The organism is Paenibacillus sp. P32E (assembly GCF_001909085.1).
GTDB lineage: Bacteria > Bacillota > Bacilli > Paenibacillales > Paenibacillaceae > Paenibacillus_AQ > Paenibacillus_AQ helianthi.
In genome coordinates this window covers 78922-103910 of sequence record NZ_LVYY01000024.1, presented here as the reverse complement: position 1 = coordinate 103910, position 24989 = coordinate 78922, and the positions used below count along the sequence as shown (strand labels likewise).

Genomic DNA, 24989 nt, shown 5'->3' with positions numbered 1-24989 from the left:
TTACACCGCTTCCTGTTTTTTTCGGATATAGACCGATAGTATCATAAAGACCGCCAGATATCCGAGCAAAATCAGAATGCTTCCCCACTGCGGAGGATTCCCTGCTACGATCCTCCAGGCCCCATCCCCAAAATGATAGGAAGGCAACCAGTGACCAATCCGCTGCATCAGCTTCGGCATAATATCAAGCGGCATCCACATGCCTCCGGCAACCGCCAGCCCCATATAGAGCACATTGCTGACACCGCTTGCTGTATCGACACGCTTCATGAAACCTATCAGCGTACCGAGGGCCAGAAAAGGCATGGAGCCCGCCAGAATCCACAGTCCACTCAGCAGCCATTGTTCAGCCGTCAGTGATACGCCGTTCATCAAATACCCAGCGAGAAAAATGCAGAGTACCGAGAACAGATGCATGAGGGTCTGACCGAACATTTTACCTGTAAAATATACCGAAGACGGCAGCGGGGTGATACGGATGAATGTGCTCCATCCCTGGGTCCGCTCCTGGACCAACCGGATACCCATGGTCATAATGGCGGAACCCATTACACTGAAAGCGGCCATAGACATCAGGTAGTGCGCCTGCCACTCCGATGCATCGTCCGACCCCGTGTTCACTACTCTTGTAAAGATAAAGTAAAACATGATCGGCATCAGCAAGGACCAAAATACATAATAGGGATTGCGGAAAATCCGCAGCATCTCCGCTTTGCACTGCACGGCAACAAGTCTCATCATTTCGTATCTTCCTCTCTGTTCATGGTTAACTGCTCGAATGCTTCATCCAGGCTCCCCTGGTGAATACGCACATCCCTCACGGCAAGTCCGCCGGTAAAAATCCCCCGGAGTGCCTCGTCCGTGTTCTCTGTGGTCACATGGATCCGGCCGTCTTTGTCGTAGCAATCTTCAACAGAAGGCAGTTCCAGCAGTTGCCCGCGCAGATGTGCGGCATTCCCGGCTGGAAGGAAGGATAGCGACTGCTTAACCATTCTTGCCTTGATCTCTTCCGGACTGCCGTCCGCTACGATAGTCCCTTGACTGAACAACAGAATCCGGTCGGCAATATCCTCAGCTTCCTGCAGATAATGGGTCGTGAACAATATCGTTGTGCCCCGGGCGGCCAGCTCCCTCACGGTGTCCCAGAAGTGGCGCCGGGCCGTGGTATCCAGTCCAACCGTCGGTTCGTCCAGGAACAGCAGCTGCGGGTTTCCCGCCAGCGCCAGCGCAAAGGAGAGACTGCGCTTTTGGCCGCCGGAGAGCTTCTCTGCATAGCGGTTCAGATCCGCAGGAGCCAGCCCTGTCGCCCCCAGCAGAAAGTCCATATCCATCGGCTGCGGATAATAGCTTCGGATCAGGGCGATAATCTCACGGACTTTAAGCCGGTCCATTACGCTCACCTCCTGCAGCATAGCCCCGCTGCGCTCCCGCACCCTCACATCCCGGGGAGAGCTTCCAAATACCTTAATCGTTCCTTCTGTGGGTTCCAGCAGCCCCAGCAGCATCGATATCATCGTTGTTTTCCCCGCTCCGTTTGGTCCAAGGACCGCTGTAATGGACCCCTTGCCGATGGTAAAGCTAATACCGTCGACCGCTTTTTTATCATTGAAGGCTTTACTGACGCCGTTCATTTCAATCACGTGATTCATGTCTGATTCCTCCATCACCTAATGTCTTTGCCGTACTTCCATAGTAATCAATAACAGAAGGGGACATCAGTATGGACTGTCATTTTTTCCGGGTGACAATTGTCATCCGGCTTAGAGCAAGCACAGCACAATCTGCCTGCTTCGTCTGGCAAGCCAAAGAGCCCCCGCCAACGTGAAGCGTTGACAGGAGGCTCTTAACGACTTTAACCCTATGGAATTGGCAGGCGTCAGGCCATCCCGGCCTATTTCTGCATGAACCCTTTTTGCAGCAAAAACTCCTTCATCTGCAGCCGGGAGGGCTGGGCGAGACGCCCTGCCATCATCTCGGACCAAGGCGTATCCTTTTGCCCTCCGGTCCGTTCGCGCATGTAATCCCGCGTTATTTCATCATACACCTTAACCTGTCCTACCGACTTTTCAGCCTGATAGCCATTATGATGCAGCACCGCCTGGAGCGGAAGACGCGGACGGATACCGTTCACTCCGGCGGGATACCCCAGGCACATGCCGAAGACCGGATAGACCAGCTCGGGCAGCCCCAGCAGTTCAGACACTTCTGCAATATGATTGCGGATTCCACCGATATAGACAATGCCAAGACCAAGCGACTCGGCGGCAACCGCCGCATTCTGGGCGGCCAGCGCCACGTCGACGGTGGCTACGATTAGGTTCTCGGTGGAATCCTCGTAAGATTCGGCCCCCTGCAGATAAGGTCCGCTGATCTCCCGCAGACGGTACAGATCGGCGCACCAGACCAGGAACACCGGGCACTGCTCAATGTAAGCCTGGACACTGCTGGAGGTTGAAGCCATCTGGGCCGCTTCGATGATAGCCGCCAGCTGCCCGTCACTGACCGGCTTGTCTAGAAACTGGCGGACAGAGGTATGCCGGTTCAATAGCTCCAGCGTTTCGTTATTGGGTTTCATAATCTTAACCTCACTTTTTTTCTAGTTATATAGGCATTATGAACACTAATAGAACCACAAACAACAGGCACAGCTGCGCTCTACCACCCGCTCCCCCGCTTCACCTCCTGGACAATGGCCTTGACCCCCTCATCAATCTGATCCAGCCGGGCGCGTGATATGCTGATGCGCAGGAACTTTTCACGGTTCCGGTACCCGGACAGATAGAATCCATTGCCGGATACGACCCGGATCTTCCGCTCCCCCAGCCGCTTGACCAGACGCTCCAGATTCACTGTTCCCGGCACCTTGAATTGCATATACATGCCGGAGCTTTCAGCAGACACCTCAATCAAATCTTCCGTATTGTGCTGCCGGAGGGCCTCATACATGGCATGAATCCTTTCGGCATACAGGGCTTTTATTTTGTGTCTGTGATGCTCGTACATGCCATTCTTGATGTATACCTCAAGCGCCGCCTGAGACAACAACGAAGTGTCTGTATAGCCTTTATAGGCGCGGAAGGTATCCAGCAGCGGTTCAGGCACCACAGCCGCACCCAGCCGGAGACCCGGAAAAATGATTTTGGAGAAGCTTTTCAAATAAACCACATGAGCCGTCTGGTCATACGCATAGATTGGATCAAAACGCCGCTCCGTTCCGAGGTCTGCCATGTAATCATCCTCAATGATGTATACATCGTATTTGCCCGCTAACCCGGCGATGGCTCTCCGTTCCTCTGCGCTGTACGAGGTTCCAAGCGGATTATGATATCTAGGCATGGTATAAAAGAATTTGATTCGCCCGCCTCTGAACCTCTCCTCCAGCTCCTGCAGATCCATCCCTGCCGCTGAACGGGCGATTCCGCTCACCGTCACCCCTTCCGCCTCCAAATACCGCAGGTAAATATCATAGCTCGGCTGTTCAACCAATATTTCCGTCCTGCCGTTCGGGAACGGCATCCTGGCCAGAATCTCCAGCGCCTGCTGGATACCCGAAGTGATCAGGATGCGTTCCATTTTGGCAAAAACCTGATACTCTGCCAGATGAGACACCAGCGTATGGCGCAACGTCTCCAGCCCCAGCGAATCTCCATAGGTGAACAGATGATACTTGTACCGGTCAATCGCCTTGTTGAGGCAGTGCTGGAAATCCAAATACGGAAATACGTTCAGATCGGGCGAGGCCGAGGCATAATCGATCTCCCCACTGCTGCCGGAAGCGGCCGGTTCCTCCGTCCTGTCCACCATGTAATATCCGCTCTGCGGAATGGAATAAATCACGTGTGATCTCTCCAGCTCCCCATATGCCCGAAGAATCGTGCTGACACTGCACCCATAGAACTCTGCGGCATTACGCACAGAGGGCAGCTTTTGCCCGGGGCTGAACTGTCCTCCCTTGATCCCCTTCTCCATTTGGGATAAGACTGCATGAAACTTTTTCATAGCACGCCTCCCTTCTCTTTTTCTTTTATTATACAGGAATCGGCTAACTGTACCGGTACAGTACCGAAAAACGGGTATTGTTGACCTGCGGATTTCCCTTTAATTTTAAAGTAACAGATAAGACGTTTCGGCGATCCTGTCCTGTTCACGAAAGGGAGATGCACTCATGCAGCAAAACGGACTCAAGCTGGCTTATACCTTTGCCGTGCTTAACGCAGTCATCATCGGATTCTCATTCTTCTTCACCAAAGTGGCGCTCGGCCATGCCGGACCGCTCGATACGTTAACCTACCGCTTCGCCGCTTCATTTGCAGTGATGTCGATCCCGATCGCCTTCGGCTGGGTCAAAATATCCTACCGCGGCAAGCCAGTTCTCAAGGCACTGCTGCTGGCAGCCATGTACCCGCTTGGATTTTTCACACTTCAAGTATTCGGACTCCAGCACGCGACCTCTGCAGAGGGAGGGATTCTCTATTCGTTCACTCCGGTCGTGACGATGATCATCGCCTCGATATTCTTGAAGGAGACCACAACCCTTCTCCAAAAGCTATGTATCTTCCTGTCTGTATTCGGCGTTGTGTTTATCTTTATCATGAAAGGGGGCAGCCTTCATCTGTCCAACATGACCGGGATCGTGCTGCTGTTTCTGACCTGCCTGGCCTTTGCCGGGTACAGCGTGCTGGCCCGTTCGCTCTCCAGCCACTTCAGCCCCGCTGAACTCAGCTACCTGATGATGGGGATCGGCTTCGCCACCTTCCTGATCACTTCGCTCACCGGACATGTAGCCAGCGGAACCCTGGGCGACTTCCTTCAGCCGCTCCAGAGCGGCACCTTTATCTTGTCTGCTGTGTACTTGGGCGTTATCGCATCACTCGTCACCACACTGACATCAACCTATATCTTGTCCAAAATAGAAGCCTCCCTCACGAGCGTGTTCACCAATCTCTCGACCATTGTCTCCATCGGTGCCGGAGCAGTCCTTCTCGGGGAGGACATTACAGTGTATCACTGGATCGGATCGCTGCTAATTATCGCAGGGGTCATTGGTACAAACTGGCTGGGCCGTAAAAAGGCAAAAGCCAGCGCCAAGGCTGCTCTGCCGGTGCCACTAAGTACATCAAGCAGGTAATGTATGCCGCATCCCGGGGAGGCGGCGCATCTACAACGGCAGACTAACCCGCGGGGCACCAACAACATCAACAAAAAGAATCGCCAGCGTTTAACGCCTAGGCGATTCTTTTACGTTCAGCCGCAGGAGCTTTCCCCTTGCGGCAATATCTCTTTACAGCTTCACCCGCTGCAGCCGCAGCGCGTTCAGGACGACCGAGACCGAGCTGAATGCCATTGCCGCACCGGCCAGCCATGGGGCCAGGAAACCCAGCGCGGCGACCGGGATGCCAATCGTATTATAGGCGAGTGCCCAGAACAGATTCTGCTTGATATTCCGCATCGTTCTGCGGCTCATCATGACCGCATCCGGTATGCTCATCAGGTCACCGCGCATCAATGTGATGTCTGCCGCTTCCATCGCCACATCGGTACCGGTGCCGATGGCCATTCCGGTATCCGCTGTCGCCAGGGCAGGAGCATCGTTGATGCCGTCGCCGACCATGGCTACCTTGACTCCGCCGCTTTGCAGTCTGCGGATCTCGGCGGCCTTGCCCTCCGGAAGCACCTCGGCCAGCACCGTGCGGATGCCCGCCTGTTCGGCGATGGCCTGGGCCGTAATCTTGTTGTCCCCGGTAATCATCACCACTTCAATGCCCATTTCATGCAGCTTGGCTACCGCTGCCCGCGAGGTTTCCTTGATGGTATCGGCTACCGCTACTACTCCGGCAATCATGCCATCCACGGACACGAGCATCGCGGTCTTGCCTTCCTGCTCCAGCTTCGTCATATGCGGAGCCCATGGGCCAGGCTCCGCGCCGCCTTCCTCCATCATCCTGCGGGTGCCTATACTTACGGTCTGCCCGTCGACCACTGCGGTGATTCCGCGTCCCGGCACAGCCTGGAACTGTCCGGCTTCAGGCAATTCCAGACCTCTGGCAGCAGCACCGGCGACGATGGCATCCGCCAGCGGGTGCTCCGAGAGCTTTTCCGCAGCTGCCGTAAGAGCAAGTAGGCGGTTCTCGGCGTTTTCCCTGCCATGCGCGGCGATGTCTGTCGTTGTAAGGATATCTGTCAATACAGGCTTGCCGCTTGTAACGGTACCTGTCTTATCCAGCACCACAACCTGAATCCCCTGCGCGGCTTCCAGATGCTCGCCGCCCTTGAACAGGATGCCGAATTCAGCTGCGCGGCCTGATCCAGCCATAATCGAGGTAGGTGTAGCCAGACCCAGCGCACACGGACAGGCAATAACCAGCACGGCAATAGCCTTCTCGAGCGCCTCAGCGAACTGGCCGGGAGCGCCCCAGACGTACCAGATCACAAAGGTCACCGCCGCAATCGCCACGACAATCGGCACAAAAATGCCGGAAATCACATCAGCGATCCGCTGGATCGGCGCCTTGGAGCCCTGGGCCTCTTCAACCACTTTAATAATTTGCGCCAGCGCGGTATCACGGCCTACCTTACGGGCCTTGATCCGCAGCATACCGTTTTTGTTGAGCGTAGCTCCGATTACATTGTCTCCGGGCTTCTTCTCCACCGGAATGCTCTCACCAGTCAGCATGGATTCATCCACAGAGGACAGACCTTCAATAACCTCTCCATCCACAGGGACCTTCGTTCCAGGCTTCACGAGAACCAAGTCTCCCGGAATCACTTCCTCTACCGGGATGCTTAGCTCTGCACCGTCACGCACCACCAGTGCGGTCTTGGCCTGCAGGCCCATCAGGCTGCGGATCGCATCGGAGGAACGTCCTTTTGCCAGGGCTTCGAACCATTTGCCGACCAGAATCAGCGTAATCAGAATTGCACTGGTCTCGTAGTACATATCCACGGAATGATTCATTCCGTTCATACTCAGGGAATCGATCGTCAGATACAAACTGTAGAAATAGGCTGCCGAGGTGCCCAGCACTACCAGCACATCCATATTGGCGCTGCCGTTCTTCAGCGCCTTATAGGCACTGATATAGAATTGCCAGCCAATGATGAACTGAACCGGCGTAGCCAGCACCAGCTGGAACCAGGGATTCATCAGCAGCTCCGGTGTCCAGATCCAGTCTGTAAAGGTAAAGTGACCTGCCATTGCCCATAGCAGCGGAAATGAGAGAATGGCAGACATCATCCACTTATTCCGCTTGCGCACAGTCTCCTGTCCTCGCTGATCGGCTTGTTCCTTGCGATCCTGCTTCAAGGTTGCCTTGTAGCCAATGCTGCTTACCTTCTCCATAATATCGGATACGCCAACGTTCCCCGGCGCATATTCCACATGCGCCGTTTCCAGCGCCAGATTCACGTTCACGGCCGCAATGCCCGGCATGCGTCCCAGCACTTTCTCAATCCGTGCCGAACAGGCCGCGCAGGTCATGCCAGAGATATCGAAATCCGCCGACTCTTTGCGGGTATCATAGCCAAGCGAGCGGATCTTCTCCTCGATTTGCAGCACTCCCGCAACCGAAGGATCAAAGCCGATTGTCGCCTGCTCCAGCGCCAAATTCACATTCGCCTTGGATACCCCCTCCATACGGGAGAGCCCCTTCTCAATCCGTGCCGCGCAAGCAGAACAGGTCATTCCCGTAATCTGCAGCGTGGTCTGCTGCAGGGCGGCTTCAGCTGTTTTCTCCATTTGTTCGCACCCCCATACCCCTAAGGGGTATATTCTTTTGTAAAAGAAAAGGCATTGGCGCCTCTGAAATCTCAAGGATTCCCCGCTCCAAGCCTTTATATGCTGCAGCTTCCCCTTAGACTACATCGTAGCCCTGATCCTCAATTGCCGCCTTTATTGCGCTAAGACTCACTTTATTCTCATCATAATCAACGGCTACCGTCTTGGCCTGTAAATCCACCTTCGCTTCGGCACCTACACCGCTTACCGCCTTCTCTACCGCACTGACACAATGACCGCAAGACATTCCTTCTACATTCAATGTTGCGTTAGACATTATAAGCCCTCCTAAAAGTTTTGTTAGCCTATACTTCCTGAATTCACTTCGTACAAAACTGGCTTCGGAAGCATACGCTTAGTTTGGTTAGCCTTATTTCATCAGCTTGTTGACCGTGATCAGCAGCTCGTCAATAACCTCATGTTCCCCGGCCTCGATCCGCTCAATAATGCAGCTCTTCATATGCCCTTCAAGCAGCAGCTTGCCGACACTGTTCAGTGCCGCCTGGACCGCCGCCAGCTGGTTGAGCACATCATCGCAGTAAGTATCCCGCTCGATCATGCCTTTGACGCCGCGGATCTGACCTTCGATCCGATTGAGCCGGGTGGTAAGCCCGCTCTTGAATTCCGCTGAATGATGACTTTTGCGTACACCGGGAGCAGAAGGATGACAATCATCTCCACAGGAATGCTCCGCGTGCTCCTTCTCATTAGTAGACACAGGAATCAGCCTCCTCAATTACAATATAATATACCCCCCATGGGTATGTCAACACCTTACCGCTGTTTTTCTCACTTTCCCGAACAACCGCTACATTTGTCATGATTTAGCAGGATTTTCGTCTCTGAAAGCGAATGTATAACGCAGAGACTCCTTTGAATCCGTCTGGTGAAATTCCTATGATTCCCTGGCGTAGCACACATAATCACGAACGCAGAGGAGGGGCAGCGTTGTTCAAACGCATAACCGGCAGCTTCTTACTAAACAAAGGACACTTGTACTCCTTTATCATATGCTTGACCGGTCTGGGCTTATTTGTTATTTATAGTGAAGGTTCCCTGCAGCATTTCTCATCCTCCGCATGGGGCTGGGTTACCGCCATGGCGGGAGCGGCAGTAATTCTAACCCTCTTTACCTTTCAGCTCCCTCCACAGGGGAACGGGCTGTCTCTCGACTCCTCCGTTTATTTGGCCTGCATTTTTGTCTTTGGTCCCTCATTCACACTCATGGTACTGCTGCTGAGCTCCCTGGTGCTGATGTTCTTTGAATGGGGCAACACAGCATGGTGGAAGCATCTCAACAATTTTGCCGTATACTGCATTATGATAACTTCCGCTTCCTACGTATTCGCTGCGCTGGGGGCCGTGTACGGACCGCTGCTCAGCAGCCGCCTGGAAGCTTATATCAGTGCTATGGCCATATATTTTATCCTGAACACACTGCTAATTGGCTTCTATTATTACGTTGTTTTTCACAAAAATCTGTATGACACCCTCAAAGGGATGCTGACGGATACCATCCTGGCCTATTCCTGTACATTGGTGCTGTCCCTGGTCTTGACAATTCTGCTATATCACAACCAAATGGTCGGACTTGGACTGTTCCTCTGTCTTAGCATTCTCATCTCCTATTCCTTCAAGCGGCTGTTCAGCATGTACCGTGATATTGAGGAACGCTCCAACCGCGACCCCCGGACAGGACTGTTCAACCACAGTTATTTCGAACTTGCGCTGGAAGAGGAAATGCGAAGTTCGCAGGCTAGCGGCACAGCACTCTCCCTGGCGATGATCGATATCGATGATTTCAAAAAGTACAATGATCATTTCGGCCATCTCAAGGGCGACGGGCTGATCGTTTTTTTGGCAGAGCTGCTGAAGCGGGAGACGCAGGATACGAACATTATGGTTTCCCGCTATGGCGGGGAAGAATTCACACTGCTGATGCCGGGCTATGATGCCACAGCGGCCAGAAACTTCATGGAATCCCTGCGCAAAACCCTCAACCATTCCCGTTTTGAAGGCAGCGAAATTTTCCCTCAGGGCTGTCTGGCCTTCTCTGCCGGCATCGCCGCGTACCAGCCGGATGTCCATTTCAAGTCAGAGCTCGTGGACCATGCCGACCAGGCGCTCTATTATGCCAAAAAACAAGGGAAGAACCTCGTTCATATCTACGGCAGCCAGTCGCCGCTGGAGCAGGACATCGATTTCAGCCAGGATGTGCGGGATATTGAGCAGCAGCTGAACCTGTTCATGTACAAGGATCTGGAGACCTTCAAGCATTCGAAGCGCGTCTTCCGCTATGCGATGGACATCAGCGAACTGTTGAATCTCGACCCCCTCACCAAACGGCAGTTTACATTGGGCGCACTGATTCACGACATCGGTAAGCTGGAGATCCCCTGGGGCATCCTGAATAAAAAAGACAAGCTGGCGCCCGAAGAATGGGAAATGGTCAAATGGCATGTCACCTGGGGCCGGGAAATGGCGTTAACGAACGATAAATTCAAGGAGCTCGCCCCTTACATCGAGCTGCATCATGAACGCTACGACGGCAAGGGTTACCCTTACGGCTTCAAATATGAAGAAATCCCCCGGCTGTGCCGGATGCTGACCATCATCGACTCCTTCGACGCCATGACTACCGAACGGCCGTACCAGCCGACGAAGTCGTTCCAAGAAGCCATTGTGGAGCTTCGCGCCTGTGCCGGCAGCCAATTTGACCCCGAGCTGACTGAGCTGTTCATCCAATACATTCAAAAACAGGACCCCTGCGGAAGTGAAGCGGCGATCTATATAAGCTGAACAATATGTGAAATGGTTGTTATTAAACGTCCCCGCTTTTGGAATACTTAGTTCAACTGCCGTTCTTGTATAAGGGCGGCGGTTATTTGTTTTGTCTGATTTTACGACCTGAATAAGGGGAATATTTCGTTTAAAATTTAGCAAAATAATGCTTGCTACCCTATTCAAATTTGACTATAATAAGGCTCACGAAACTTTTTCAGAAGGAGTCTGCAAAATATGAATAGTAAAGAAAGCAACCTGAAGCTTGTAGTTGTCGGCTTACTGCTGGGCATTCTAATGTCCGCAATGGACAATACCATCGTAGCTTCGGCTATGGGCACCATCGTTTCCGACCTTGGCGGGCTCGATAAAATCGTCTGGGTAACCTCGGCTTATATGGTCATGGTTATGGCCGGAACGCCAATCTTCGGCAAACTGTCCGATATGTACGGCCGGAAACGGTTTTTCATCTTTGGCCTAATCGTATTTCTGGCCGGCTCTGCGCTATGCGGAACGGCAACCAGCATCACCCAGCTCAGTATATACCGGGCGATTCAAGGGATTGGCGGCGGTGCGCTTATGCCGATCGCCTTCACCATAATGTTTGATATCTTTCCCCCGGAGAAAAGAGGCAAGCTAACCGGACTCTTCGGCGCTGTCTTCGGTATTTCCAGTGTGGTAGGTCCTCTGCTCGGCGCTTATATTACAGACTATGTAGGCTGGCAGTGGGTGTTCTATATCAACCTGCCGATAGGCGTTGTCGCATTTATTCTGATCACCATCTCCTACAAGGAATCCGTCTCCCACTCCAAGCAGCGCATTGACTGGGGTGGTGCCTTTACACTGGTGGGCGCAGTAATCTGCCTGATGTTTGCCTTGGAACTGGGCGGCAATCAATATGCCTGGGATTCTGCTGCCATTCTCGGCTTATTCGCCGGCTTTGCTGTACTGCTGATTGCCTTTCTGTTAATTGAACGGTGGGCGCCGGAGGCGGTCATTTCCTTCGCCATGTTCCGCAACCGCCTGTTTGCAACCAGCAGTCTCTTGGGATTGTTCTACGGTTCGGCTTTCATCGTCGCCACAGTATACATTCCGATTTATGTACAAGGGGTATACGGAGGCTCGGCTACGAACTCCGGGCTGATCCTCATGCCCATGATGATCGGTACGGTAATCGGCAGCCAGACCGGAGGACTGCTCACTACAAAGACCAGCTTCCGCAACATTATGCTGTTATCTGCGGTTTGCTTCGTGGCCGGAGTGTTCTCCTTAAGCACGCTGACCCCGGATACTTCCAGGCTGCTGCTTAATGTATTTATGGCGTTGACCGGCTTTGGCGTAGGGTTCTCCTTCTCTGTGCTCAGCATGTCCTCGATTCATCATTTCGACATGCGCCAGCGCGGCTCCGCCACTTCGACCAGCACCTTCATGCGTTCGCTGGGCATGACGCTCGGCATTACCATCTTCGGAATTATTCAGCGCAACAGCTTCACTAGCGAGCTAAGTAATGCCTTCGGTGCGGGTGCGGATACTTCGTCATTCGGTGATCCCCGGGCGGCCTTGACTCCTGAAGCCAGAGCCCATATTCCCGCCCCTGTACTGGAGAAGATCTCGAGTGCACTATCCGGCTCGATTTCCCATACCTTTATGTGGGCGCTGGTACCGGCTGTGCTGGGATTTGTTTTTGTCCTCCTAATGCCGGGTGACCGCCTTAAGGTTCACAGCAAAAAACAGCAGCCGGCCAGTAATCAGGGTTAAGCCGTCATGTCCATGAAGATGGTGATTCTGGGCCTGCTGCTGGAACGGGATATGCACCCCTATGAGATTAAGCTCGTAATGAAAGAACGGACCATGGATCGAATGATGAAGCTGCAGATGGGGTCTTTATACTATGCTGTAGACAAACTGGTCCAAGAAAGACATATTGAAGCTGTTGAGGTGATTCACAGCAGTGACCGTCCGGACAAGACCATCTACCGCATTACCGATAAGGGTAAGGCCCTGTTCGAGCAGCTAATTCTACAGCAGATCAAAAAAAACGACCTGGTCTTCCATCCGCTTTACACTGCGCTTGCGTTCTCTCGCCATATTGATCAGAGTAAGGTCGAGAAGCTGCTGGAAGAGCGGATTCGTGAAACTGAACATCAGGTGAATTTTGCCTATCAGGTATATGAGGAGCATATTGCCATCGTTCCACGCTCGGCGCTTCATGCGATGTATGGCAGATATGAGCACAGTCTAATCGAGCTGAAATGGCTGAAACGCCTCTTCGCGGATGTGTCCGAACGGAAAATGAGTGATATTGGCACACCGCTCGATCTATAAGCACGCGCACAATAACACCGTTACAACTTTGAAGTGAAACGGAAGTTTGAAAGGAGGCCCCCGGGCCTCTTTCCTGTTTACAGGGCCTTGAATCCGTTTATTAATGAGCAAACTGCCGGAAAGCAGGCAGAATGTTGATCCGATTCCTATGGAGGATTTGAACCTGGAGAAGGAGGAGGAAAAAGATAAGGAGGGCACCCAAAACCGTTCCTCGAGTGACAAAAAGTACCCTACCGGATTCTAAAGAGGTACACTATCCTCGGAGCTGCCATTTTATCATTACGGAGGGATCTTCATGCTGAGAACGCTGCCACTGAATAAACGCGGAATCCCGGCTAGCCGCATTGCCCTGGGGTGCATGGGGCTAGGAGGAGACTGGGATCATGAACCGATTACAGCAGAGCATGTGAAGCAGGGCCACGAAGCGGTAGAAGCCGCGCTGGATATCGGGATCAACTTCTTTGATCATGCGGATATTTACACCCGTGGAAAAGCAGAGAAGGTATTCGGACAGATTTTCAAGGATCGTCCGGGTCTGCGGGAAGAGATTATTCTGCAATCCAAATGCGGAATCAAGCTGATGGAGCCTGGAGACCTCTCCAATGTCTTCGATTTCTCCAAAGGGCATATCCTGAGTAGTGTCGATGGAACCCTTAACCGCCTGGGAACCGAGTATCTCGATATCCTGCTGCTCCACCGGCCTGATCCGCTGATGGACCCCGAGGAGGTTGCCGAAGCGCTGCATCAGCTCAAAGCAGCCGGGAAGGTACGTCATTTCGGGGTCTCCAATATGAGCGCAGCCCAGATCAAGCTGCTTCAGTCCTATTGCGATGAACCCTTCATCGTCAACCAGCTGCATATGAGCCTGGCCAAAATCAGCTGGGTGGATGCCGTGATCAGCGTCAACCGGGAGCCCTGGAAAGATATTACCTTCCCCGAGGGCACCATCGAGCACTGCCGCGCTGAGAACATCCAGCTTCAGGCCTGGGGGCCGCTGGCCCAGGGAATGTTCAGCGGCCGCCCTCTGGAAGGGCAGCCGGAGAATATCGTGAACACCGCCGCCAGGGTCAAAGTGCTGGCTGAAGAGAAGAACACTACCCCCGAGGCGATCGTGCTCTCGTGGCTCATGACTCACCCGGCTGCAATCCAGCCGATCATTGGAACAGTGAACCCGCAGCGGATCGCCGCCTGCAGAGATGCGGACCAACTGGAGCTGTCCCGCAGGGAGTGGTATGACCTGTACATCAGCTCGCGCGGCGAGAAGCTGCCTTAACAAACATGTCTGCTGACAGCGGTGATGCACCCTTACCTTGCAAGAAATAGACCACCTGTGGTAATTGGGTAACGTCCTAAATCTGACCCTGTTCCAAGAGCCGTCAGCTTTTAAGGCGGACCGTACTCAGAAAAGAGCCGTGTAGACGCACGGCTCTTTTTCTACTGCATCCTGGCATTTGCTTAACAGAGCCGATCAGTGACTGCTTACCCCTGGGCAGTGGGACGGACAATAATCTCGCCCACATCAACACCCTCTGGCTGCTCGATGGCGAATGCCATAGCGCGGGCAATGGCATCCGCCGGCATCGCGATCTCATCCCGGGACTCCTCAAGTTTGGCCTTGATCTCCGGATTGGTCATGGATTCCGCAAAGTTTGTCCGTGTCATGCCCGGCGAGATAATCGTCACGCGCAGCTTATCCCCAGCCTCCTGGCGCAAGCCCTCGGAGATGGCGCGCACAGCAAACTTCGTGCCGGCGTATACAGCCATGTTCGGGACAATGCGAAATGCTGCGGTAGAAGCTGTATTGACGAAATGCCCGAACCCCTGCTTGCGGAACACTGGCAGCGCAGCCGCTATGCCGAATAGCACTCCTTTAACATTGATGTCGATCATATCCTCCCAATCCTCTACGCGCAGTTCATCAAGAGGGGAGATCGGCATCACTCCGGCATTGTTGATTAGAACATCAAGCTTGCCGTACCGCTCACATGCCAGATTAACCAGCCCCAGGACGTCTTCACGGCGTCTTACATCTGTTGCAGCGTAGGCGACTTCACCTCCGGTACTCGCGATGCGGGCCGCGAGTGCCTCCAACCGTCCCGTTCCACGCGCCCCAAGCACGACCTTCGCTCCACGCTCCGCTAACAGAAGCGCAGCCGCTTCACCAATCCCGCTGCTTGCACCTGTAATTGCTATAACCTTGCCTTCAATTCCTGACATCTAAATCCCCACTTTCCAGCATATTAGCCACATTCTATTGATGGCTTACCCTGTTCATTATGGGGATTTCCCATTGGTGAAAGGTAGACTATTCATATTCAATCCTTGCCTAATCCTGCCCATTGTGGCTACACTAGGCTCAGTTGAATGTACGGGAAAGGAGCACAGATCTATGAGCTTATCTATCATTAACCCTTCAATTTCAGAATATCAGCGTGAACTGGCTCTGCTGATTCAGCATCACACTCCTTCAGATGGCGCACATCCTTCGGCTGTGCCTTCACTTTTTTTCAGACGATCCTCTCATGTACTGGAGCCGAGACATTCCATAAACGTCCCCTCCTTGTGCATTATCGTGCAAGGCTCCAAGACAGCCACAGTGGGAGGCGACAGCTACACCTATGACCCGGCCAGCTATCTCGTCACTCCTGTTCATCTCCCCATTATCGGTAAAATCACAGAGGCATCCCCGCAAGCCCCCTACCTCAGCCTTCAGTTGAACTTCACTCCAGACCTCATTCTGGATATCGTCAAGGGTAACCCGCAACCATGGAACGGAAAAACCGGCCGGGGAATTATCGTTAGCCAATCTACCCCTTCACTGCTGGATGCCGTCCTGCGGCTGGTCAAACTTGTGGAGACCCCCGAGGATATCCCGGTCCTCGCACCGCTGATCACCCGTGAGGTTCTTTATAGAGTGCTGCAAGGCGAGCAAGGAGCGTCAATCACACAATTTGCCTTTACCGGCAGCCATGCCTACCGTATCTCTGAAGCAATCCAATGGATCAACCGTGACTATGCCAAGCCCCTTCTGATTGAAGAATTGGCGAAGGAGGTCAACCTGAGCCCATCAGCCCTGCACAAGCATTTCAAAAAGGTCACCGCCATGAGCCCGCTCCAGTATCAAAAGGCTATACGCCTGCAAGTCGCACGCCGATTGCTGCTTACAGAGTTTCTGGACGCGGCCGATGCAGGCTTTCGGGTCGGTTACGAGAGCCCTTCCCAGTTCAGCCGGGAGTACGCCCGCATGTTCGGACGCCCGCCAATCAGCGATGTCAAACACATGCGCGACTCCATCATCTCCCCGGCTACTTAACGTGGTCCGGCCCCTGCTGGAACGAACCAAAGGCATTCTGCCTTTGGTTTCGCCCTCAGGCCCACTTTGGCCGGATTCAAGACATTTCTGCCTTTATTCTCACCTTCAGCTCCCCACCACCACACCCCATCTGACAGCTCAGCCTCCCACCAATTTGTTCTTTATAAAGAACATTTTACGAAAAACAGCGATACAGATAGATATCGGTAGATAAATAATAATTAATGGTCTTTATTACGAACAATTAGACGAAATCACCATTTTTCTTTTGCCCGGCAGGCAGTGTATGATTTCCTTACGAAAACGTTCTTTATTAAGAACAAATATAACGAATTACATCAACAGTAAGTTATGAGAGGGGGGCCTGCCTCTGTACCCCAGATCCGCCAAACGGCGTAAAAGAAAAACCCAAAAAACCGGTCTTCGCATCCTGCAGTCGGGGATGGCCATATCCGTACTCCTGCTGTATACCTCTGGCCAAATCGGCAGTACTTATGGGGGTTTTAACGGTACCGCGGAGACAGTCAGCACCATTGGTTTTTGTAAAGTATTCCCGGATTCCATCAAGCAGCTGCTCAGCGAATTAAAAGAACATCTCAATACAGCCCAGGCTCTAAAAGCAACCTTGAAAAGTTACAGTTCCCCAGCCGGCTTAACAGGAATAACTGGAATCGAGTCTATGTCCTTGGAAGAGCTGGAAATAGCGGAAAAGGAGATTTCAAGGCAGGTTGCAGATCTTCATTCCGATCTGATTGCCATTGAAGGCCAGAAGACCGCCAACGCCGGGATTTGGAACGGGATTCATGCAGAGATCAGCGCTGCAGCTGCCGTTCTGGCACAGATTGGAGGATATATGATCGATCTCGATCCTAATTGTCTGGAAATCAGAGATAAGGAATTCTTTGACGGGTTACAGAACAGTCTTAGCCAAAACGGTGTGCTCTCCGAATCCTTCACTGCTTCCATAGCCGCAATCGTTCATTACCTGGAGGCCATTCAGAACGGCAATACTCCATTCCCTATAACGGTTAACGAAGCAGTCTACAGCCCACTAAATTCCATCCCGGAAGAACCGTCACAGCTTTTTCCGATCATAGCTGCTTTCGGACAGTCGCCGGGTGAGCTATCCGTGGAACTGGTTTCTATGTATGACAAATTGGATGCGGAGCTGAACAGCGCCAAAGATACTGCAACCGCCGGTATTTCAGGGCTTGAGCAGCAGCAGCAGCTCATCACCCAGACCCGCAGCAAGCGGCTTGAAGAGATCGAGAAGGCCCGGCAAGAGGAACTGGCTAAAGCCAAAAAGGAAGAAGAAGCCAAACTCGCCCTTGAGAAACAGAAGAAGGAAGACGCAGAAAAGGCCAAAGCTGAATTAAAAGCTACTCCTGAGCCTGAAGCCGTTAGTACGGCAGCTCCAGATGTCCCCGAAGCCAGCGCCACCCCGGCACCCGCCGGTGACAACCAGATCACGCCTCCAAAAGGGGATGTGACAGAGACACCTACCCAAGAACCTCAGGCAACAGAGCCTCCGATACCAGGTCCGGAAATGGCCGCATCACCTTCGGAGCCACAACTCATTAAAGGTGGAGACTGACATGCTTATCAAAAAAATAATTAGCCATACTTTATCCGCAGTAATGGTATTGATTTTCGTGGTGCTGGCAGTAGCCGTTGTAGTGTCCAGGGCCTCGGGAGGCGAACCCACCCTTTTTGGATATGAGATCAAGTCGGTGCTTTCCGGTTCAATGGAGCCAGGTATTCAGACCGGATCCATCGTCGCCCTGAAACCCGGAGGAGACATGACCCGGTTCCATAAAGGCGATGTCATCACCTTTATGAGCGAGGATAATATCCTGATCACTCACCGAATTGTGGATGCTTCAGCAAAAACCGCTGCCGGCGAGGTCATCTATCATACCAAAGGCGATAACAATGACGCTGCGGATATGACGCCCGTGAGTTCAGGGAATATTGTGGCCGAGTACACCGGAGTCACCATTCCAAATGTAGGATATGCCATGAATTTTGCTTCCTCCAAAGCCGGCAGTGTGGTCCTGATGATCGTTCCCGGACTTCTGCTCCTGCTCTATGCGCTCTACAGTTCATGGAAGGCTCTTACGGCGCTTGAGAAAAAAAACACCGTGCTTCCCCAGGCACCTCCGGGAACTGACATACAGCCCTGATCCGATTGTCCGCTTCCGCCTACGAAACGGAAGATACAATATACATTTATCATTCGCTTTACTAATCAGAGGAGGAATTAGAATATGGGTATCAAGAAAACATTGGGTTTTGGCATGGCATCGGCAGCACTCGGTTTGTCTTTGATTGGCGGAGGAACCTTCGCATATTTCAGCGATACTGCGACAAGCACGGCAACCTTCGCAGCAGGTACGCTGGATCTGAATTCTGATCCTTCAGTAATCGTAGATATCCCTAACCTGAAACCGGGTGATACTGTAACCAAAACCTTCAAGCTCAAAAATGACGGAACCCTGGACATCGGCTCAGTATTGCTGAAGACCACTACAGAGATTACAGATACGCTCGGCGATAACAACGGTGTCGATCTCAGCAAATTCATCAAGGTTAAATTCCTGAAGAATAATGATAAAGGTACTATTCTCACACCGGAGGTTGTCGTATACGAAACCACACTGGATGCCCTGAAGAGCCAAACCCCCGATCTTGTAAACAATACCGGTCTGGATCAAATCTGGACGGAAGCCGACGGTATCAAAGCTCAGAGCAGCGACAGCTTTACAGTCAAGTTCGAATTCGTTGACAATGGTGAAGCACAGAACTATTTCCAAAAGGATAAGCTGAAGCTGACTTGGAACTTCGAGGCCAAACAAGGCCCTAAAAAAGATTATTAATTCATAACGGACTGCATTCTGAAGCAGCCTACCCTGATTCCGGAGCCGGAGCAGATTAGGCTGTTTTTTCTTTGTAACGATTGATTTTTGTCCATTTTACGGAAATTTGTTATACTGATAAAAAGAAACGGCTTCGCCGTCCTCCGAAAGAGGCGGTATCCGTTTCTCCATAAATAGAAGTACAATGTATAGCGTCAAGCATATACATTCTTATATTTCAATTGGAAACGGCTACGTCGTCTTTTACAAGCTTATGCTTCCGAAGCAGCAACACTACGTATCGCCTTCAAATAGCCGTTTCAGCGAGAAATATAAGGATGATTGATGGCATAGAACAGTTAAATCCTTATATTTTAACAATAAGTACGGAGGGGCGTTGTAATCGTGCCGGATAATATGGGAAGTCGCATCCACCAACTCCGTCTGGAAAAAGGCTGGTCCTTATCCGAATTAGCGGACAAGTCAGATGTGGCAAAATCATACTTAAGCAATGTAGAAAGAAATATCCAATCCAACCCCTCTATTCAATTCATCGAAAAAATCGCCGATGCGCTCCAGGTGTCTATCCACAGCCTGCTCTATGGCGAGCCCTCAGAGACTGACGAATCCGCACTAGATGGCGAATGGTTCCGGCTCGTTCAAGAAGCCATGGCTTCCGGCATAAGCAAACGGGAATTCAAAGAATTCCTCGATTATCAAAAATGGCGGCTGGAGCAAAAGGATCAATAACGGGCGGTTGTCCTAAGGCTCCAGCGATACAGAAAAGGGCACAGCGTCTGGCGCTGTGCCCTTTTCTGTATGTATTCCCGCAAAGTAAACGCCCTACATTACCTGCAACGTTGTCTTTTCACTTAAAAACTGGCGGATTTCATCTGCCCCGATGCCTGCTTTCTTCGCCGACATCAGCAAATACACCCATTCTAGATCCAGATCACCCATCAGCAGTTCTCCGTCATTCCCCTGGTTGGACTTATCCAAGATATCTCCTCCTAGAATTTTTGCGTCCCCAGGCAGTCCGGCCGTCGTAGTAGTTGAAGCCTTTCTACATTAGACCCGAGACTTTGTGTCCCTGCCTTTCAGCAGGTTTACCCTTTACTGGATCCTTTACATGAAAGGATCTGGTTAGAAAACAATGAAACCGTTATCCGCAATAACATTATATAAGTTCTCACAAGAAAAGTGTGTCGATTTATGGAAATTTTTTATGACAAGTAGTGCAAAAGAACAGTTTTTTTTGCTGGGATTTGTCCAATAGATATGACTTTAGGAACTGTTCATGAAGCCTTCGGTGGCATCCATGGGTAATTATTACCGCATCACCCTGTTCACATCCAGCTTCAGGTAACCGATATCCGTTTTTCATCATTTAAGGACTGAATCATGCCGTTTTGCGAACGGATTCCCCGAAAGTATGAATTGATTACACGCCTTGAAAGTAGCACAATAAGATGAGGAATGAAACCGCAACCATCGCAGCTCCACTGGGCGCCCAAGCCTCATGCCGCACGTGGAGTTCATCCGTTAGGAGGATGTATTCATGGCAGTTAAAGAGCCCTATAACGAATCCATTTGGAGTAAGTATCACGGCCCCAATCTGGGCTACATTCAAGAGAAATATGAGCAATTTGTTCATGATCCTTCATCCGTAGAACATCATTACCGCGATTTGTTTACCGTTTCCGGCCCTCCTCCGCTCGCTCCGGATGCCGTTCAGGCTCCGCAGCCGGCCCTTTCGGGAGACACCGAGTGGCTGAGAAAGGCCGTACGAGCTTCCAAGCTAATCGCCAATATTCGTATATATGGCCATATGGCCGCCAATATCGATCCGCTGGAGCAGGTTAACAGCCCTATGGCGAAATGGCTGGATTATGAAACCTATGACTTGACCCGCGAAGATCTGATTGCCTTGCCTGCCTCGCTGATCTGGGAGAATGCGCCGCCGGATGTTCATACCGCATGGGATGCCGTTCACCGGATGCGTCAGGCATATACGCAGACTATCGCCTACGAATTCGGACATGTGCATGACGAACAGGAGCTTCGCTGGCTGAACGGTCAGGCGGAGTCTACAAGCTCTCCCGCGCCGCTGAACAATACCGAGCGCAAGGAGCTGCTGAACCGTCTGATCCAGGTAGAGCAGTTCGAGACCTTCCTGCATAAGACCTTTGTCGGCCAAAAACGCTTCAGCCTGGAAGGCAATGACGCGCTGGTGCCCATGCTGGACGAGATTGTCCGTGCCGCCGCGCATGATGGTGCAGAGCATATCCTGATGGGCATGGCCCACCGCGGACGTCTGAATGTACTGGCTCATATTCTCGGGAAGCCCTATGATATTATTTTCTCGGAATTCCATCATTCTCCGAACAAGGAGCTTTTCCCTTCCGAAGGCTCCATGGGCATTAACTACGGCTGGACCGGCGACGTGAAATACCATTTGGGTGCTGACCGCGCCGTGCGCGAGGGCGAGACCGTCCGTACCCGTATTACACTGGCCAATAACCCGAGCCATCTGGAATTCGTCAACCCTGTCGTTGAAGGCTTTACACGTGCAGCTCAGGAAGACCGGAATTCCCCGGGTTTGCCGCAGCTCGACACGAACAAGGCCATGGCTGTACTGATGCACGGGGATGCCGCTTTTCCGGGCGAAGGAATTGTTGCGGAAACGCTCAACATCGGCAAGCTCAAAGGGTACTCCAACGGCGGTACGGTGCATATTATCGTCAATAACCGGATCGGATTCACTACCGAAAGTGAAGATTCCCGTTCCACCCATTATGCCAGTGACCTTGCCAAAGGCTATGAAATCCCTGTGGTTCACGTCAATGCCGATGATCCGGAGGCCTGCATCTCCGCTGTCCGCCTGGCTAGCGCCTACCGCAATCAATTTAAGAAGGATTTCGTGATCGATCTGATTGGATACCGCCGCCACGGTCATAATGAGATGGATGATCCTGAAACCACCCAGCCGATTGTGTATGGCAGAGTGCGTAACCATCCGACCGTCTATCGTGTCTATGCGGAACGCCTGCAGCGGGAGAAGATCATCACGGCAGATGATGTGAACCAGATGAACCTTGATGCGGAAAAAGTGCTTCAGGAAGCCTTCGACCTGATGAAGGATGGCAAGCGCAAGAACGGAGAAGCCAAAACCTCGGTACCGCTCGAAACGGAAGCAACTCAGCCGCAATCCACGGCGGTGCAGCTGGAGCAGCTGCAGCAGATCAACCGGGAACTGCTGACGGTACCGGACGGCTTCAAGGTCTATCCGAAGCTGGAGCGGATTCTGCAGCGCCGCAAGGATGCGCTGAATGACGGAGAACGGGTAGACTGGGCACTGGCCGAAACGCTGGCATTCGCCACTATCCTGAAGGACGGTACACCGATCCGCCTGAGCGGCCAGGATTCCCAGCGCGGAACCTTCGCCCACCGTCATCTGGTGCTGCACGACAGCGAGACAGGTGCACTGTTCTCACCGCTGCACCAGCTTAGCGATTCCAAAGCCTCCTTCGGGGTGTACAACAGCCCGCTCTCGGAAGCCTCGGTACTCGGCTACGAATACGGCTACAATGTGTTCGCGCCAGAAACCTTCGTGATCTGGGAAGCACAGTATGGCGATTTCGCCAATGCCGCTCAGGTTATTATCGACCAGTTCATTGCTGCCGGACGCGCGAAATGGACCCAGCGCAGCAATCTGACGATCCTGCTGCCGCATGGATATGAAGGGCAAGGCCCAGAGCACTCCAGTGCCCGGCTGGAACGGTATCTGCAGCTCTCCGCTGAGGAGAACTGGACTGTGGCGAACCTGAGCTCCGCAGCGCAGTATTTCCATCTTCTGCGCCGCCAGGCAGCCTTGTGCGGCAAGGGAGAGGCCCGCCCGCTCGTGATCATGGCTCCGAAGAGCCTGATCCGCAACCCGCGCAGCACCTCCTCCGGAGCCGAGCTGGCTTCCGGCGGATTCCAGCCTGTACTTCCCGAGCCGCTTCTTGGCGGCAGTCCCGGGGAGATCAAACGGCTGGTAGTGTGCAGCGGCAAGGTAACACTCGATCTGCAGACGGAGCTGGAGGCCGCCAAGGATCAAGACTGGTCCTGGCTGCATATCCTCCGTCTGGAGCAGCTCTATCCATTCCCTGAACGGGAACTGGCTGCACACCTCAGTGCGATGGGTTCCCTTACGGAAATTGTGTGGCTGCAGGAAGAACCGAAGAACATGGGCGGCTGGAGTTATGCCGAGCCCCGGCTGCGGGCCATCGCCCCGCAGAACATCAAGGTGCAGTATATCGGCCGTCCGGAGCGATCCAGCCCGGCTAGCGGATATGCAGACGTGCATACTTTTGAGCAGCGTCGTATAGTAACAGAAGCCCTGAAATTGAACTCGCAAGTACAAGCGGCTGTACCGTCTTCCAGATAGAGGGCGGTGTCTCGGTAACGTAAACTATTCTATTTGGGGAGGTAAGGGCCTGTGTCCGAAATTAAAGTACCCGATTTGGGCGAATCTATTTCCGAAGGAACGATCTACAAATGGCTGGTAAAAGAGGGGGATACGGTCGGTCAGGGGGATGTGCTCGCTGAACTGGAGACTGACAAGGTCAACCTGGAGATCAGCGCGGAGGAGGACGGCGTCATCTCCTCCATCCTGCGCCAGGCCGGCGAGAATGTAGCCGTCGGCGAAGCGATCGGCATCATCGGCAGCGGCGCCGGTACGGCAGGCGCCGAAGCGCCGCAGAGCGCTGCGGCCGGCAAGCCGGAGGCTCCTGCTGCGAGCAGCGAAGCCCCAGCGGCTGCCGCACCGCAGGCAGCGGCGCCAGCTTCCCCCGCCGCACCCGATGCAGCGGCGGCGGGCACTGCGGCCCTGGCTTCGCCGGGGGCGCGCAAGCTCGCGCGGGAGCGGGGCATCGACCTCGGCGAGGTCAGTGCCCGCGACCCCATCGGCCGGATCGCTACGGCCGATGTGAAGGGCCATGGCGCAGCCGGGCCGGAGGCCGCTGCGCCAAGCGCTCCGGCGGCAGCGGCCGCGCCTGCGCCGGTGAAGCCTGCGGCGGCAAGCTCCGCGCCGCAGGAGGAAGGCAAAGCCGTCGAGCGCAAGCGCATGTCGCGCAGACGGCTGACCATCGCGAGCCGCCTCGTCGAGGCGCAGCACACCGCGGCCATGCTGACCACCTTTAACGAGGTGGACATGACCGCGATTCTCGACATCCGCAAGCGCCGCAAGGATGCCTTCAAAGAGAAGCATGATGTCGGACTCGGCTTCATGTCCTTCTTCACCAAAGCAGTGATCGGCGCACTCAAGGCCTATCCGCTGCTGAACGCCGAGATCGACGGCGAGGATCTCCTGATCAAGAAATACTATGACATCGGCATTGCCGTATCTGCCAAGGAAGGCCTCGTAGTGCCGGTCGTCCGCGATGCAGACCGGCTGAGCTTCCCGGAAATTGAGCGGAAGATTGGTGAGCTGGCCTCCAAGGCACGCACGAATACGCTAAGCCTGCCAGAACTGCAGGGCGGTACCTTTACTATCACCAATGGCGGGGTTTTCGGCTCACTCATGTCGACACCAATCCTCAATACACCGCAGGTTGGTATTCTCGGAATGCACAAGATCCAGCTCCGTCCGATCGCCCTGGACGAAGAAAGAAGCGCCAACCGCCCGATGATGTATATCGCACTGTCCTACGATCACCGCATCGTGGACGGCTCGGAAGCAGTTAGCTTCCTCGTCAAGGTCAAGGAATTGCTGGAAGATCCTGAAGCACTGCTGCTGGAAGGCTGATCCCTTACATCTTCGGATAAGAAATCACCACAAATCTAGAAACAATCTTCTTCAAGAGGGCTACACAGACAGTTTGAAATTGTCTGCGTAGCCCTTTTTCTCTATAACCATTCTATTCCTGCCTCCACGGAAACCTCTTACAATTAATTCCCC

The 24989-nt window shown here is 53.1% G+C and carries 22 protein-coding genes and 1 riboswitch; of the genes, 13 read left to right on the top strand and 9 right to left on the bottom strand.

Translation table 11 applies throughout. From position 1 onward, the window contains the following. From A3848_RS20265 to A3848_RS20250, 4 genes are all read right to left on the bottom strand, one after another. Positions 1-738 carry an ABC transporter permease gene (locus tag A3848_RS20265; RefSeq protein ID WP_074086878.1) on the bottom strand — a complete coding sequence of 246 codons (738 nt, stop codon included), beginning with the start codon at positions 736-738 and terminating at the stop codon, positions 1-3. Continuing rightward, on the bottom strand, positions 738-1649 hold the full coding sequence (locus tag A3848_RS20260) for an ABC transporter ATP-binding protein (RefSeq protein ID WP_074086668.1): 912 nt from the start codon (positions 1647-1649) through the stop codon (positions 738-740). The genes A3848_RS20265 and A3848_RS20260 overlap by 1 nt, the downstream gene beginning before the upstream one ends. A gap of 242 nt (positions 1650-1891) precedes the next feature. Then, positions 1892-2575 carry an NADPH-dependent oxidoreductase gene (locus A3848_RS20255; RefSeq protein ID WP_074086667.1) on the bottom strand — a complete coding sequence of 228 codons (684 nt, stop codon included), beginning with the start codon at positions 2573-2575 and terminating at the stop codon, positions 1892-1894. 80 nt (positions 2576-2655) lie between these two features. Next, positions 2656-3999 (bottom strand): aminotransferase-like domain-containing protein, encoded by a 1344-nt coding sequence (locus A3848_RS20250; RefSeq protein ID WP_074086666.1) that lies wholly within the window; start codon positions 3997-3999, stop codon positions 2656-2658. A gap of 166 nt (positions 4000-4165) precedes the next feature. Here A3848_RS20250 and A3848_RS20245 point away from each other — a divergent pair, with 166 nt between their 5' ends. After that, on the top strand, positions 4166-5128 hold the full coding sequence (locus A3848_RS20245) for a DMT family transporter (RefSeq protein WP_074086665.1): 963 nt from the start codon (positions 4166-4168) through the stop codon (positions 5126-5128). 153 nt (positions 5129-5281) lie between these two features. Here A3848_RS20245 and A3848_RS20240 read toward each other — a convergent pair whose 3' ends face one another. From A3848_RS20240 to A3848_RS20230, 3 genes are all read right to left on the bottom strand, one after another. After that, positions 5282-7735, bottom strand: a complete 2454-nt coding sequence (locus A3848_RS20240; protein ID WP_074086664.1) for a heavy metal translocating P-type ATPase — start codon at positions 7733-7735, stop codon at positions 5282-5284. Between the two features lie 115 nt (positions 7736-7850). Continuing rightward, positions 7851-8051 carry a copper ion binding protein gene (locus A3848_RS20235; RefSeq protein ID WP_074086663.1) on the bottom strand — a complete coding sequence of 67 codons (201 nt, stop codon included), beginning with the start codon at positions 8049-8051 and terminating at the stop codon, positions 7851-7853. Between the two features lie 93 nt (positions 8052-8144). Then, positions 8145-8498, bottom strand: coding sequence for a metal-sensitive transcriptional regulator (locus A3848_RS20230; RefSeq protein WP_083612279.1), 354 nt, complete (start codon positions 8496-8498; stop codon positions 8145-8147). A gap of 173 nt (positions 8499-8671) precedes the next feature. Here A3848_RS20230 and A3848_RS20225 point away from each other — a divergent pair, with 173 nt between their 5' ends. From A3848_RS20225 to A3848_RS20205, 5 genes are all read left to right on the top strand, one after another. After that, positions 8672-10573: a bifunctional diguanylate cyclase/phosphohydrolase gene (locus A3848_RS20225; RefSeq protein ID WP_074086661.1), complete on the top strand. Its 1902-nt coding sequence runs from the start codon at positions 8672-8674 to the stop codon at positions 10571-10573. A gap of 219 nt (positions 10574-10792) precedes the next feature. Beyond that, positions 10793-12313, top strand: coding sequence for an MDR family MFS transporter (locus tag A3848_RS20220; RefSeq protein ID WP_074086660.1), 1521 nt, complete (start codon positions 10793-10795; stop codon positions 12311-12313). Positions 12314-12319: 6 nt separating this feature from the next. Then, positions 12320-12880 (top strand): PadR family transcriptional regulator, encoded by a 561-nt coding sequence (locus A3848_RS20215; protein ID WP_074086659.1) that lies wholly within the window; start codon positions 12320-12322, stop codon positions 12878-12880. Between the two features lie 103 nt (positions 12881-12983). After that, positions 12984-13124, top strand: a complete 141-nt coding sequence (locus A3848_RS32435) for a hypothetical protein (protein ID WP_178382047.1) — start codon at positions 12984-12986, stop codon at positions 13122-13124. Between the two features lie 51 nt (positions 13125-13175). Next, positions 13176-14153: an aldo/keto reductase gene (locus tag A3848_RS20205; protein WP_074086658.1), complete on the top strand. Its 978-nt coding sequence runs from the start codon at positions 13176-13178 to the stop codon at positions 14151-14153. 206 nt (positions 14154-14359) lie between these two features. Here the strand turns inward: A3848_RS20205 and A3848_RS20200 are convergent, their stop codons facing one another. Then, positions 14360-15097, bottom strand: a complete 738-nt coding sequence (locus tag A3848_RS20200; RefSeq protein ID WP_074086657.1) for an SDR family oxidoreductase — start codon at positions 15095-15097, stop codon at positions 14360-14362. A 172-nt stretch (positions 15098-15269) separates the two neighbouring features. Here A3848_RS20200 and A3848_RS20195 point away from each other — a divergent pair, with 172 nt between their 5' ends. The 5 genes from A3848_RS20195 (at position 15270) to A3848_RS20175 (ending at position 19798) form a co-directional block, all read left to right on the top strand. Next, complete coding sequence (locus A3848_RS20195) at positions 15270-16193, top strand: AraC family transcriptional regulator (RefSeq protein WP_074086656.1); 924 nt, start codon at positions 15270-15272, stop codon at positions 16191-16193. Positions 16194-16635: 442 nt separating this feature from the next. Then, positions 16636-17787: a superantigen-like protein SSL4 gene (locus A3848_RS20190; RefSeq protein WP_074086655.1), complete on the top strand. Its 1152-nt coding sequence runs from the start codon at positions 16636-16638 to the stop codon at positions 17785-17787. A gap of 1 nt (position 17788) precedes the next feature. Then, positions 17789-18376 (top strand): signal peptidase I SipW, encoded by a 588-nt coding sequence (gene sipW / locus A3848_RS20185; RefSeq protein WP_074086654.1) that lies wholly within the window; start codon positions 17789-17791, stop codon positions 18374-18376. 84 nt (positions 18377-18460) lie between these two features. Next, complete coding sequence (locus tag A3848_RS20180) at positions 18461-19069, top strand: TasA family protein (protein ID WP_074086653.1); 609 nt, start codon at positions 18461-18463, stop codon at positions 19067-19069. A 396-nt stretch (positions 19070-19465) separates the two neighbouring features. Beyond that, positions 19466-19798, top strand: coding sequence for a helix-turn-helix domain-containing protein (locus tag A3848_RS20175; protein ID WP_074086877.1), 333 nt, complete (start codon positions 19466-19468; stop codon positions 19796-19798). Between the two features lie 93 nt (positions 19799-19891). On the opposite strand, the gene A3848_RS31395 is transcribed toward A3848_RS20175, so the two are convergent. Next, the gene (locus tag A3848_RS31395; protein ID WP_083606841.1) at positions 19892-20047 is read right to left on the bottom strand and encodes an anti-repressor SinI family protein; all 156 of its coding nucleotides are present in this window, start codon (positions 20045-20047) and stop codon (positions 19892-19894) included. A 28-nt stretch (positions 20048-20075) separates the two neighbouring features. Continuing rightward, positions 20076-20169: riboswitch (cyclic di-GMP riboswitch) on the bottom strand. A gap of 437 nt (positions 20170-20606) precedes the next feature. Here A3848_RS31395 and A3848_RS20165 point away from each other — a divergent pair. Together A3848_RS20165 and odhB are read left to right on the top strand one after the other, a co-directional pair. Further along, positions 20607-23477, top strand: coding sequence for a 2-oxoglutarate dehydrogenase E1 component (locus tag A3848_RS20165; RefSeq protein WP_074086652.1), 2871 nt, complete (start codon positions 20607-20609; stop codon positions 23475-23477). 51 nt (positions 23478-23528) lie between these two features. Beyond that, positions 23529-24836: a 2-oxoglutarate dehydrogenase complex dihydrolipoyllysine-residue succinyltransferase gene (gene odhB, locus A3848_RS20160; RefSeq protein ID WP_074086651.1), complete on the top strand. Its 1308-nt coding sequence runs from the start codon at positions 23529-23531 to the stop codon at positions 24834-24836. Positions 24837-24989: the final 153 nt, after the last annotated feature.